This window comes from Corynebacterium stercoris, assembly GCF_024160105.1.
Lineage (GTDB): Bacteria > Actinomycetota > Actinomycetes > Mycobacteriales > Mycobacteriaceae > Corynebacterium > Corynebacterium stercoris.
The window spans coordinates 56,283-68,739 of the sequence record NZ_JAMFTQ010000010.1; the positions used below are offsets into that span (position 1 = coordinate 56,283).

Below are 12,457 nucleotides of genomic sequence, written 5' to 3' on the forward strand. Positions count from 1 at the left end.
CGGCTCCGCGCCCAACGTCGGCGGGTGGCGTTAGACTGTGGCGAATGAACGCCTCCGCACACGTTTTGCCCCCTGTCTGCATCATCGGCAACGGCCTCATCGGCGGCTCGCTCATGCGCGACCTGGCCAAGAAGGGCGAGCGGGTGTACGGCTACACCCATTCGAACGCGGGCGCGCGCCAGGCGGTGGCGGACGGTTTCGACGTGGTCACCGACCTGGCCGCGTTGCTCGCGCGGGCGGAGCAGGACCACGCGCTGATCGTCATCGCTGTTCCCTTCGACGTGGTCGCGGAGATCCTCGACGCCATCGCCGAACATGCCCCGAGCTGCGGCATTACGGACGTGGTGTCGGTGAAGGGGCCGGTAAGTGCGATCGTCGAGAAGCACGGCATGCTCGAGCGCTACGTCGGCGGGCACCCGATGGCCGGCACCGAGTCCTCCGGCTGGGGAGCGTCGCACGAGGGGCTCTTCGAACGCGCGGCGTGGGTGGTCACGTACGACTACGCCGTGGCCGCCGACCGCGTGCCCGAGGGGTGGGCGACGCTGTTTACGCAGGTCTGCCGTATGGCGTCGCTCGTCGGCGCGGAGGCCGTGCCCGTATCCGCCGCGAAGCACGACGAAGCCGTCGCGCGCGTATCCCACCTGCCGCACGTGATCGCGGAGGGCTTGAGCATCGTGGGCGACCGCGGCAGCACCCTCGCGCAGTCACTGGCCGCGGGGTCGTTCAAGGGCGCGACGCGCGTCGCCGCGACGCAGCCGTCGCTGGTGCGCAACATGTGCGAGACGAACGCGGAGCAGCTGGTTGGCGTGCTCGACGAGTTCATCGCGCTCCTGGAAGAGGCGCGCGATGGCCTGGGCGCCGAACGGCCCGACATGCAGCACCTCGCCGAGGCCGGGCACCGCGCGCACACCCGCATGGCCGCGCGTTCCGGCGCGCGCCGCGAGTCCGTCTCGCCCGTGCGGATTTCCTCCCGCCCCGTGATGCGCGTCCACCCCGGCGGGCCGGGGTGGGTCAAGCAGCTGCAGCAGATCGAGGCCGTCGGCGGCCGCGTCGAGGTGTTCTAGGAGCTTTTACGCTTCCCGACGACGGCCCATTGCCACGTAGGCGCCGCCAATCAGCATCGAGAGCACGCCGAGCGTGATCACTGCCTGCATCGGCGTACCGGTGTTGGCGAGCTCCTCGCTGACCTCAACCGATACGGAGGAGGTGGTGCGGGTGCTCTCCACAACCACAGCGCGGCTGGAGGTCGACTGCGGCACGCTGGTGGTGCGGCCGGTGGACATGCTGGCCAGGTTGGAAGCGGCCACTGTCGTGGAGGTGGAGGTGGTGCGCGTCGTGGTCGAGCCGGAGCCGCCGAGGCCGGCGCCGATCGCGGCCGAACCGCCGAGCGCGGCGATGAGCGGCTGCACCTCCTTGATCACCTCGAGGATCTCCTGCGGCTGCGACTTGGTCGACGTCGGGGTCGGGCCCTTCGGCAGGGTCAGCGTCGCACCGTCGTCGTTGCGGTCCACCTGCTGGGTCACCGTCTTGTAGCCGGCCGGGGCGGTGCGCACGCCGAGGCGCACCTTTTGGCCGTTGCCGGTGTTGCCCGGGATGAACACGTCCACGTAGCCGTACTGGTTGGTCAGGCCGGTGCGGTAATCCACGCCGCGGGTCTGGATGTTCAGGCCGTCCACGCTGTAAATCTGCGCGTCCTGGACCGGGTCGCCGCCCTCGGTGATCACGCGGACGCGGATCGTCGCGTCGTGGAAGCGCGCGCCGGTGGTGCTGCGCGTCGTGGTGGTGGTCGAGGTCGTGCTGGTGGCGGTGCCGACGTACTGCTCCATTTGCACGGAGGCGGCGGTGACGTCGGTGAACACCTTGAACTCTTCGCTGAAGCCGTCCTTGTTCACGTTCAGGCTCAGCGTGGCCTTATCGCCCTCCGGCACGTCGATCTCCACGAGGCCGACGCGGTTGGTCACCACGGAGAGCGACTTGTCACCCACCTGACCGGTCACGGTCGCGCCCTCGACGGCGTTGCCGTTCTTGTCCTTGACGGTGATCGCGAGCTTGTGCGCCTCGATCTTGCCGGCGGCGTTGGTGGTCACGGTGGTGGTGGGGCCGTCGGCAAGCAGGGTCACGCGGTGGGTCTGCGCGGAGGCGCGCACCACGGACTGGGTGCCGTCGACGTTGGCGACCACGTCGACGTTCGGCACGTCGATGCTGGCCTGGCCGTTCTTATCGGTGACGGCGGAGAGGTCGGTGCCCTCGATGTCGATGTCCACGCCCTGGCGGGAGAGGCCCTTCTCGTCCACGACGGTGAACAGCACGGGGCGGTCGGCGTTCTCGTCCACGGCCGGCAGCGGCGCGCCCTGCTCGACCTCGGCAGCAGCAGCCTGGGTCGGGGAGGTGGTCGGCTCGCTGCGCTCGGCGATCACGGTCGGGATGCTCGGCGCGGCGGTCTCGTAGACGTTGATGCCCTCGCCGGCCGGCAGCGCGCCCGCGGCCTCGCCCGGCAGCGGCGCCGGCTTGGCAAACTCGGTCACAGCCTTGTAGCCGGCGCCCTTCGGCAGGTACGCAATCTCGCGGTAGTTGTCCACGATCTCGCCGCCGAAGTACGTCGCCGCCACGGCGCCGTCGCGCACCTCGATGGAGCGCGCCTCATCGTCGGCGAACACCAGCGTGTTGTCGGCCTTGGTGTAGGCGTAGTTCAGCTCCTCGATAGCGCTCAAGTCCAGGCCCGGCTTGACCTGCAGCGAGGCTATCTCGACACGGCCGGTCTCGATGTTCAGCGTCCACAGGTAGGGCGCGCCCTCCGGGTCGCGGGAGACGGCGTAGAGCTCCTTGGCCTTGCCGTCGGCAGCCGACGAGGCCCAAGCGCTCGGCGTGCCGACGTTCCCGATGCCGTCGCGAAGCTTCAGCTCACCCGCACGCGCGCGCACGGCGGCGGCGTCCTTGACCTCGCCGTCGATCTTGTCCTTGGACAGGTCGAGGACGCGGAACTTCGGGCCGGAGAACAGCACCAGCTCGCCGCGGGAGGTAAACGCGGCGGAGGCGATGGTGTTGGTCGGGAAATCGGCGCCGAGGCTCAGCGCGCCGAGGTCGGACACGCCGTCGCGGTCCTGGAACATGCGCAGCAGGTGGCCAGCCGGCTTGCCGTCCTCACCAGTCGAAATGGCGTACATGCGGTTGTTCACCGGGTGGTAGGCAACTGCGGTGTAGGTCCAACCGTTCGTCGAATAGCGAGCGTGCGCCGAACCGCTGCCCGGGCGCGCGGTGCGCTCGGTGTACTTGTCCAGGGTGCGGGAGAACTCGTTGATCCCGCGCACGATGGCGCCGGTGTCCGCCTTCGCCGCGGTGGCAGCCGGGGATGAGGAGGCCGCCGGCGTGTCCACGACCGGGGCCTTGCTTTCCGACGCCTCCTGCGCCTGCACAGGAGCAATAGCAACCGTGCCGGCGACTGCAGCTGCCAGCGACAGCCCTGCGACAGTGCGGGTCTTCGGGGTGATCCTCATCGTTACCTCTCAGTTGATTTTGGGCGCACGGCAACCGCGGGCCCAGATAGCCGGATCTCAATCTACCTGCCGTGAGGGCAGTTCTCAATCGCTCGGAAAGCGCTGGCCGCGGCGGGCTACAGGCCCAGGATCGCCGAGGCGATGAGGAAGTAAATCACCAGGCCCGTCGCATCGCAGAACGTGGAGATGAACGGGTTGGAGAACACGGCCGGATCCGCGCCCACCGTCTTGGCCACGATCGGCATCGCGCCGCCCACCGTCGCCGACATCGTGCAAATGGACAGCAGCGTCAAGCCAATAACCTCGCCCATCTCGATGCCGTACACCAAGGACGCCAGCGCGAAGCCGAGCGCGCCGAGCACCGCGCCCAGCATCAGGCCCACGCGGACCTCGCGCCACATGACCTTGAGGATGTCCGATTTCTTGACGTCGCCAAGCGCGAGTGCTCGCGTGACCGTGGTCGCGGCCTGGTTACCGGTGTTGCCGCCCGTGCCCGTGAGCAGCGGGATGAAGAGCGAGAGCACGACGGCCTGCTCCATCTTCTCCTCGAACACGTCGAGCACCTGCACCGTCAGGATCGCCGACACCGCGAGCACGAGCAGCCACACGATTCGCGAGCGCACCAGCTTGGTCAGCGGCGTGGACAGGTACGGCTGTTTGAGGGATTCGGAACCGCCCTGGCGGGCGCTGTCCTCGGTGTCCTCGCTTTCCACGACGTGCTGTGCTTCGTCGAAAGTAAAAATGCCCACCAGGCAGTTCCCGGAATCCACCACCGGCAGCGCCAGCAGCCCCAGCGGCAGGAACCAGCGCGCCGTCTCCTCGGCATTTGCGCCCACGCTTACCGACGGCGATTCCTCCAGCAAATCAGCAACCCGCGTCTCCCCGTCCGCGAGGAACAGGCGGCGCAGCTTCACGATGCCGAGTAGGTGGCGCTCATCATCAATCACCGGGAGGGTGTAGAGCGTCTCAAGCTCTTTCTCGTGCTGACGCAGCATCTCCCGGACCTCGTGTGCCGTCATCTCGAGGTAAATCTCGGGCACCTGCGGGCTCATCACACGGCCGACGGTCCCCTTCTCGTAGCCGAGAACCGCGTCGGTGTTTTCCTTGTCCCTCTCGCCCAGGTCCTTGAGCAGGCGCTCCGCGACGGGGCCGGGGAGCTCGTCGAGCAGCATGACGCGGTCTTCCGCGCCCATCTCCTCGAAAAAGGTGCCCACGGTGTCGCTGCCCAGCGCGTTGACCATGTCCGCCTGGTGGCGAGGGTCCAGCGTGTCGAAGACCACCCCGGCGCGCTCCGGCGGCAGCAGGCGGAAGAGCACGGCCGCGCGCTTGACGGGGAGGCGCTCGATGAGGCGGATGATGTCGCTCAGGCTGGCGTCGGCGAGCAGGCCGGAGATCTGCTCCGCGTCATCGCCGCGCATCCACGTCTCGACGACCTTCTCAAGCTCGTGCAAAGCATCGCGTTGCTGCATCGTGGCCATGTGGACCTCTCTTCCAGTGTTTGTCCCGTGCGGATTGTATCCGAACGTCGGCACGTGAAACGCGAAAAACCCCTGTCGATCAGGGGTTTCAGGTGGTGCGCCCGGAGGGATTCGAACCCCCAACCTTCTGATCCGTAGTCAGATGCTCTATCCGTTGAGCTACGGGCGCTTTCCGTGTTGCACTTGCGTGAACAACGAGGTGTTACATTACACCGCCGGGTTGAAAGCGCCAAAATTGCTGGTGGCGCGGGGTTCTCTCAGGTGGTTGCCGGGGGCGGCGGCGGGATGTTGGGCCGTGTCGCAACGGGTACTTGCCCGCGCAAATGTAAGACTAAAACCTGATTTCCCGATTAGTCATTTGTTCATTCGCACCCTCGTGCCGAGTTTCGGTCGTGGTCTGCACCCGACGCCCCTATCGAAGGAGCCTTTCCATGGCCAAAGCCGTCCGCCCGCGCCGAATTGTCATCGCGGCCAGCGTCCTCTCCCTCGCGCTCGCCGCGCCACTCGTGACCGTGCCGGAGGCGGGGTTCTTGCCGGTGGCGGAGGCAGTCGAGGCGGGAGACTTCGCTTCCCGTTACGAGACTGGCAACTTTTGGAATGCGAACGAAGCTCCCGTCCAAGGGCTTCAGCTCGCGGCCGGCGACAATGTTGAGGTCCGGGGCAAAGCCATCTGGGACTGGAAGGTGCGTAACGATGGTGGCACCTTGAAACTCATCCGTCCACAATCAGCACCGTCTTTCAAGACTGGCAACGTCGACATCGGGGTAAGGGTCACGCCAGCAGGTGGACAAGCTTTCAACACCACGCTGAAGGTCAATGTGGTGGACTCAATGCCCCAAGCGGCCTGGGAGGGCGAGCTTCCCAGTGAAAACCGCCAGGTGGTGGACTTTGATGGGGGCCGTTCCAAGGCAATTGCGGCGCTGCCGGCAGGTGTGAGGGTGCGAAAGGTGCCCGGTTTCGATGCCGTCGGTGCGGTGGGCTGGGATGTTGCCGCCGAAAACGGCAACCTGGTGATTAAAGCACCCGGCACGTTCACCGAAAACAAAGATGTAGACATCCCGGTTGAATACACCGACGGCACTTCCTCTTATCAAAGGTGGGTACGGATCACTCCAAAGGGCCCGCAGACCAGCGGCAGCGATATTCGCGACGGCATCGGAGGCGTCATCGGCAGCATCATTGGCGGCGCTACCGGCGCTGGCGGCGGGTTGGTTCGAGTCGAGGTGCACCCGAGCGCCGTCAATATCACCGGCAATGGATCCAACAACGGTAACCCGTCTGTTGTCATCACCAACAACGCGAACCCGACGGTCGAGATTCGCGACAACGGTTCTAACAACGGCTCCAACAACACCGTTCAGATCACCGGCAACGCGAACCCGGTAATTACCGGCAACGCGAACCCGACCGTGAATGTCGAGGTGAAGGACAACGGTTCCAACAACACCGTCTCCGGCAATGGCGTGGTTCAGCCGAGCGCGGTCGTTGTCACCGGCAACGCCAACCCGAGCAACAACGGTTCCAACAACAGCGCGGTGGTCTCCGGCAACGGAGTGGTTCAGCCGAGCGCCGTCGTAGTCACCGGCAACGCGAACCCGGTTGTGACCGGTAACGCGAACAACAACGGTTCCAACAACGCCGTCAACGCGAAGGTCGAGCCGAGCGCTGTCGTCGTTAAGGACAATGGCTCTAACAACCAGGTGGTAATTACCGGCAACGCGACCGATCTGCTCGGACGCGGGGCGAAGAAGGATGGCACCGGTGGCGACGCCGCAGGCTCAAGCGCGGCCACCGGCGGCATCCAGGATCCGCGCTGCATTGCTTCTCTCGCGGCGCTCGGTATTCCGCTCGCAGCGATGATTCCGCTGGCACTTGCACAGACGCTGAATCTCCCGGCACTCGATGCATCCGCAGCCATCGCGGCTGGCGCGTTCGACGAGATTGTGGCTCAGTTCGGTCTCACCCCGGCGGCCATCAATGGTTTCGCCGGCGGCGTTGTGGGTGTTGTCCTTGCGGCAATCGTGGCTGCAGCTGCGGTCACCTGCTCCCCTAAGGCCGCGACGATTACGGTTCCGGCCACCGTCACCCAGGTGGTTGCAACCGAACCGACGGTATAACGCCGTTCATTGCTTCCCCCGCCATTCAGGTGGGGGCGTTCGTCGTAAAGCAGAGCAAAATAAAAACCCCTGCTCATGCAGGGGTTTTCGGCATAAAGGAAATTGGTGCGCCCGGAGGGATTCGAACCCCCAACCTTCTGATCCGTAGTCAGATGCTCTATCCGTTGAGCTACGGGCGCGTGGCGGAGACGACAGGATTTGAACCTGCGGCCCTCGTCAAGAGGGCAACTCCTTAGCAGGGAGCCCCATTCGGCCACTCTGGCACGTCTCCAGACCTCGAATCAGTCTAGAGCACCCCAGCACCGCGACCAAATGGCACCCAGAATTTGACCCGGCGCTGGCAACGCGTTCGCCCGTATACTCGGGCCCATGAAACTCAACACCTGGCTGAACTCTGGATTTTCCGCTCGCGGCGACCACTCCGATACCGCTAACTGGCTGGTCTGGTTCCCCGCAGACCTCGACACGCTGACCGCTGGCCCGCTCGCGGGCGACAGCGGCTCGGTGCCGTTTTACCTCACCCCGAAGTCCTACGCGCTGGGCCAGGCGGGCGACAACATCGTGTTGCTCGGCATTCCGCTCGGCGAGCTCGACGGCTCCTGGCGCTTGAGCGACCGCGCCGGCGCGGGTACCGACGTCCGCTCCGTAGAAACCCTGGATGAGGTCCCGGGCCTCCTCGGCGAGAAGTTCGCGCAGCGCACCGACAGCTCCGCGGTAGTGCAGGTGCGCGGCCAGTTCCCGATCGAGAAGATTCAGGTCGTGGCGGGCCAGAACCGCCCGGCCACCCGTCGCGCGATCGACATCCTGCGCGGCGTGGCCAGCGATTTTGACGGTGAGCGCCAGTTCCACACCATGCCGGAGCTGTTCCCGGAGGAGCAGGTCTAGGAACTGAACGTCGTGAAGCAAAAAGCCCCTTGAACGGGGCTTTTTTGGCGGAGACGGGGGGATTTGAACCCCCGGAGGTGTGACCCTCGCCGGTTTTCAAGACCGGTGCATTCGGCCGCTCTGCCACGTCTCCAGGCCGTGAAGAGTCTACACTCCACTAGTCTGGGCGGGCATGAAGGCTATCCAGTTAACTGACCAGGACAACCCCCGCTCCCTCGAACTGCAGGACGTGCCCACCCCTGAGCTGCAGGACGGGGAGGTGCTGGTCAAGGTTATCGCGACCGGCGTGAACCGCGCGGACCTCGTGCAGGCGGAGGGCAAGTACCCGGCGCCGAAGGGCGAGTCGGAGATTATCGGCCTCGAGTGCGCGGGCATCATCGAGGACCCGGGCACCACAGGCCGCGCGAAAGGCGAGGAGGTGGGGTGCCTGCTCGCCGGCGGCGGGTACGCGGAGTGCGTCGCGGTGCCGGAAGGCCAGCTCATGCCGAAGCCGGCGAACCTGACGCTCACCGAGCTCGCCGGTGTTGTGGAGGTGGCCTGCACCGTGTGGTCCAACCTGGGCATGCTCGCGGGCGCGCACGAGCCGCACGCGAACGGCTCGCCGAAGAAGGTGCTCATCCACGGCGGGTCGGGCGGCATCGGCTCGTTCGCGATTCAGCTGTGCAAGGCGCTGGGCTGCGAAGTCGCCACCACCGCCGGCAGCGCAGAGAAGCTCGAGTACTGCAAGGAGCTCGGCGCGGACATCGCGATCAACTACAAGGAGCAGGACTTCGCTGACGAGCTCAAGGGCTGGGCGGACGTGATCCTCGATGTCGTCGGCGGGCCGTACCTCGAGCCGAACGTCAAGGCGCTGGCGCTCGACGGCCAGATCATCGTCATCGCCCTGCAAGGCGGCGCGAAGGGCGAGATCAGCCTGGGCCGCATGATGCCGCGCCGCCAGTCGCTGCACGCCACCACCCTCCGCGCGCGCCCGCGCCCGATGAAGGCGGAGATCGTCGCCTCCACCATCGAGCACGTCTGGCCGCTCCTCGAATCCGGCGAGGTCAAACCCACCATCACCGCGACCTTCCCGCTTGCCGACGCCGCAAAAGCCCACGACCAGATGGACTCCGGCTCCAACACCGGCAAAATCGTCCTCGAGGTCGCCGACGCCTAAGCCAGGCTGGCGACGGTGCGCGTCAGCTGCACAATGTCGGCCTGGGTGTTGAACGGCCCCAGGCCCACGGTCACGGCGCCGCCCATCTCCTCCACGCCCATGTCGCGGAGCAGCTCGCTTGCCGACGCCTCCGTTGCAACCATCCCGTTAGCAACCAGCCGCTGATGCACGGTAGCCGACGGCACGCCGCGCACGCCAAACGTCAGCCGCGGGATGCGGTCGGTGTCGGCGTCCTCGGCGGCTTCGCCGGTCACGCCCACAATGTGGACAACCGGCAAGGTGCCGAGGAACGTCTCGAGGTCCTCGCGCAGCTCCTCCATGTAGCCGGCGAGCTCGCCCATCGAGGCGGTGAGGCGGGCGCGGCGGGACTGGCGCGGGGCGACGCCGCGGCCATCCCCGCCAGAACCGGCACCAGCCGCGGCAAGTGACGCGTAGTGGTCCACCGTGGCGGACACGCCGCCTGCGAGACCTGCAGAAACAGGCAGCTCAAGCATGTCGCTGTCGAGGCGGCGCAGCATCGCCTCGTCGCGGAACACCAGCGCCGCGACGCGCGGGCCGCCGAGCTCGCCCACGTCCAAAGCCACAATGTCGGCCCGCCAATCATCGAAGGTGATGAGACGGTAGGGGGCGAACGAAGAAGCGTCGACAAGCACCCAAGCCCGGGAGCGCTCGCGGACGCGCTCGACGATATCGCGCACCGCAACCACCGTGCCCAGCTCGGCGTGCGCGGCGGGGATGGCGACGAGCCGGGTGGAACCGTCGACGAGCTTCTCGTACTGCCACGCCGGCAGCTCGCCGGTAGCGAGGTCCGGCTGCGCCCAGCGCACATCCGCGTCGGCGCGGGTGAGCATGGTGTTGCACTGCGCGCGGCCGACGTTGCTGAGCACGATCGAGGAGTTGTGGCGGAACAGCGGGCGCATCGCGGCCGTCAGCGCCATGTACAGCACCGGCAGGCTCGGGCCGAGGACCACGCGCCCCGGGGTCACGCCGCACAGGTCGGCGACCGCGGCGCGGGCATCGGCGAAAAACGTCTCCCCCTCCGGGCGGCCGACTGCCTCGCGCACATGCGACCCGCGCGACGGCTCCGGCTGCGGCACCGCCGCGGACATGCGGAACGACCGTGCAACCGCCGACGACACCCGCTCCGGAATCTGCGGAGTGTCGTGCGAATTGAGGTAAATCCATCCGTCGGAAAGCGAGGTGTACAGCCCCCGCACACCAGCGACGTCGTAGGACACTGCGAGCTCCTCCTCCACCGCTTCCGGACCAATTGAACCCCAATTATGCACACCCCCACATGGGCGCGCATACCGCCAGCTCGGGCCGATCCCGGAAAAGCCGGGTGCGAGCGCTAGGGTGAAATCCGTGCAGGATCTCGCAAAGCTCCGGGCGGACACCGCCCGCATGACCAGCGCGCCGGGAGACGCCACGCCGCCGTCCAAGTCCAAAACATGGGCGATGGCCTGGAGCGACCTCGTGCGCGGGTGGGGGCAGCACGAACTGTGGCTGCAGCTCGGCTGGCAGGACATCAAGCAGCGCTACCGCCGCTCCACGCTCGGGCCGCTGTGGATCACCATCGCCACCGGCGTGATGTCGCTCGCGCTCGGCCTGCTGTATTCGATGCTGTTCCAGATCGACGTGGCGAAATTCCTGCCGCACGTCACCGTCGGCTTCATCGTGTGGGGCTTCATTTCCGGGTGCATCAAAGACGGCGCGAACGTGTTCATTGAGAACGAGGGGCTGATTAAGCAGCTGCCCTCGGCGCTGAGCGTGCACGTGTACCGCCTGGTGTGGCGGCAGCTGCTGTTCTTCGCGCACAACATGGTGATCTGGCTTTTGCTGGTCATCATTTTCCGCATCCCGCTGACGTGGCACACGCTCCTGGCGGTGCCGGCGCTGCTGCTGCTCGTGCTCAACGGTGTGTGGGTGACCATGCTTTTCGGCATCATCGCGACGCGATTCCGCGACGTTGCGCCGCTGCTTGAGGCGCTCGTGCAGCTGCTGTTCTACGTCACGCCTATCGTCTGGACCACCGAGACGCTGAAGCAGCAAGGCGGCGAGGTGGCGCAACGCGCGCTGCTCGCCGAGATCAACCCGTTGTACCACTACCTCGAGATCGTCCGCGCGCCGCTCATTGACAAGCCGCTCGCTGGTTACCACTGGTGGATCGTGCTCGGCTGCACCGCAGTCGGCCTGGTGATCACGCTGTTCGCCATGAAGCAGATGCGCTTCCGCGTGCCGTACTGGGTGTAAGGGAGAGTCCTTTTGGTTTCCATCGATACCTATAACGCCTGCGTCGACTTCCCCATCTTCGACGCGAAGTCGCGCTCCCTGAAGAAGGCCATGATGGCTACGGCGGGCGGTCGCATCGGCAAAAACGCGTCGAACACCGTGGTCGTGGAAGCGCTCCGCGATATCAACCTGCACCTGCGCGAGGGCGACCGCGTCGGGCTCGTCGGCCACAACGGCGCCGGCAAGTCCACCCTGCTGCGGCTTTTGAGCGGCATCTACGAACCCACCCGCGGTTCCGCTGAGGTGCGCGGCCGCGTCGCACCCGTCTTCGACCTCGGCGTGGGCATGGACCCGGAGATCTCCGGCTACGAGAACATCATCATCCGCGGCCTCTTCCTCGGCCAGACCCGCAAGCAAATGAAGGCGAAGATCGACGAGATCGCCGACTTCTCCGAGCTCGGCGACTACCTCAACATGCCGCTGCGCACCTACTCCACCGGCATGCGCGTGCGCCTCGCCCTCGGCGTGGTTACCTCCATCGAGCCCGAGATTCTGCTGCTCGATGAGGGTATCGGCGCCGTCGACGCCGCATTCATGAACAAGGCCCGCGTGCGCCTCGCCGAGATGGTTGAGCGTTCCGGCATCCTCGTCTTCGCGTCCCACTCCAACGATTTCCTCGCCCAGCTCTGCAACACCGCACTGTGGGTGGACAAGGGTGAGATCCGCCAGGCCGGGCTGGTCGCCGACGTCGTGGAGGCCTACGAGGGCCCCGAGGCCGGGCAGTACGTGACCGAGCTGGTGGATCGCTTCCACGGGCCGGGCAAGACGGGGTGACGTACTTGCCGGGCTGTCCTAGCGAGGCGGCAGGGTCAGCCGGACCAGCCGGCCTCGCCGGCCTCGCCGGCCTCGCCGGCCTAGCCGGCCTGGCCGAATGCTGCACCCGTTTACCCTACTTTTGCAGAATGGCCTCCCAGGGACTGAAGCTTTCCTGTGAACCCTCGGCCATCGGTGAGGAGTTCCAGATGAATTACCCGTTGGCGGTTCGTGAGCGTGCCGTCGAGCTTTACGGCAAGGGTCTAGAGCCGCAGCAGGTAC

At 66.4% G+C, this 12,457-nt stretch carries 9 protein-coding genes and 4 tRNA genes; 6 read left to right on the forward strand and 7 right to left on the reverse strand.

Translation table 11 applies throughout. From position 1 onward, the window contains the following. The first annotated feature begins 44 nt into the window (after positions 1–44). Positions 45–1,064 (forward strand): prephenate dehydrogenase, encoded by a 1,020-nt coding sequence (locus tag M5J20_RS08355; RefSeq protein ID WP_253578452.1) that lies wholly within the window; start codon positions 45–47, stop codon positions 1,062–1,064. 6 nt (positions 1,065–1,070) lie between these two features. On the opposite strand, the gene M5J20_RS08360 is transcribed toward M5J20_RS08355, so the two are convergent. The 3 genes from M5J20_RS08360 to M5J20_RS08370 form a co-directional block, all read right to left on the reverse strand. Then, entirely contained in the window at positions 1,071–3,494 is a 2,424-nt protein-coding gene (locus M5J20_RS08360; RefSeq protein ID WP_253578454.1) for a hypothetical protein, read from the reverse strand. Between the two features lie 116 nt (positions 3,495–3,610). After that, complete coding sequence (gene mgtE / locus M5J20_RS08365) at positions 3,611–4,972, reverse strand: magnesium transporter (RefSeq protein ID WP_253578456.1); 1,362 nt, start codon at positions 4,970–4,972, stop codon at positions 3,611–3,613. Between the two features lie 93 nt (positions 4,973–5,065). Then, positions 5,066–5,141: transfer RNA gene (locus M5J20_RS08370), tRNA-Arg, on the reverse strand. 262 nt (positions 5,142–5,403) lie between these two features. Between M5J20_RS08370 and M5J20_RS08375 the strand changes: the two genes are divergently transcribed. Beyond that, entirely contained in the window at positions 5,404–7,089 is a 1,686-nt protein-coding gene (locus M5J20_RS08375; protein WP_253578458.1) for a hypothetical protein, read from the forward strand. A gap of 103 nt (positions 7,090–7,192) precedes the next feature. Here the strand turns inward: M5J20_RS08375 and M5J20_RS08380 are convergent. Together M5J20_RS08380 and M5J20_RS08385 are read right to left on the reverse strand one after the other, a co-directional pair. Further along, positions 7,193–7,268: transfer RNA gene (locus M5J20_RS08380), tRNA-Arg, on the reverse strand. A gap of 1 nt (position 7,269) precedes the next feature. Next, positions 7,270–7,360: transfer RNA gene (locus tag M5J20_RS08385), tRNA-Ser, on the reverse strand. Between the two features lie 98 nt (positions 7,361–7,458). Between M5J20_RS08385 and M5J20_RS08390 the strand changes: the two genes are divergently transcribed. Then, positions 7,459–7,974, forward strand: coding sequence for a DUF4433 domain-containing protein (locus M5J20_RS08390; RefSeq protein WP_253578460.1), 516 nt, complete (start codon positions 7,459–7,461; stop codon positions 7,972–7,974). Positions 7,975–8,019: 45 nt separating this feature from the next. On the opposite strand, the gene M5J20_RS08395 is transcribed toward M5J20_RS08390, so the two are convergent. Continuing rightward, positions 8,020–8,107 (reverse strand) — tRNA-Ser (locus tag M5J20_RS08395). Between the two features lie 39 nt (positions 8,108–8,146). On the opposite strand from M5J20_RS08395, the gene M5J20_RS08400 reads away from it, so the two are divergent. Continuing rightward, positions 8,147–9,130 (forward strand): NAD(P)H-quinone oxidoreductase, encoded by a 984-nt coding sequence (locus M5J20_RS08400; RefSeq protein WP_253578462.1) that lies wholly within the window; start codon positions 8,147–8,149, stop codon positions 9,128–9,130. Here M5J20_RS08400 and M5J20_RS08405 read toward each other — a convergent pair. After that, positions 9,127–10,386, reverse strand: a complete 1,260-nt coding sequence (locus M5J20_RS08405) for an aminotransferase class V-fold PLP-dependent enzyme (protein ID WP_253578464.1) — start codon at positions 10,384–10,386, stop codon at positions 9,127–9,129. The two genes, M5J20_RS08400 and M5J20_RS08405, sit on opposite strands and share 4 nt — an antisense overlap. Positions 10,387–10,534: 148 nt before the next feature. On the opposite strand from M5J20_RS08405, the gene wzm reads away from it, so the two are divergent. Together wzm and wzt are read left to right on the forward strand one after the other, a co-directional pair. Continuing rightward, complete coding sequence (gene wzm, locus M5J20_RS08410) at positions 10,535–11,383, forward strand: galactan export ABC transporter permease subunit Wzm/RfbD (RefSeq protein WP_253578470.1); 849 nt, start codon at positions 10,535–10,537, stop codon at positions 11,381–11,383. Between the two features lie 12 nt (positions 11,384–11,395). Continuing rightward, positions 11,396–12,196, forward strand: coding sequence for a galactan export ABC transporter ATP-binding subunit Wzt/RfbE (gene wzt, locus M5J20_RS08415; protein ID WP_253578466.1), 801 nt, complete (start codon positions 11,396–11,398; stop codon positions 12,194–12,196). The last annotated feature ends 261 nt before the right edge of the window (positions 12,197–12,457 follow it).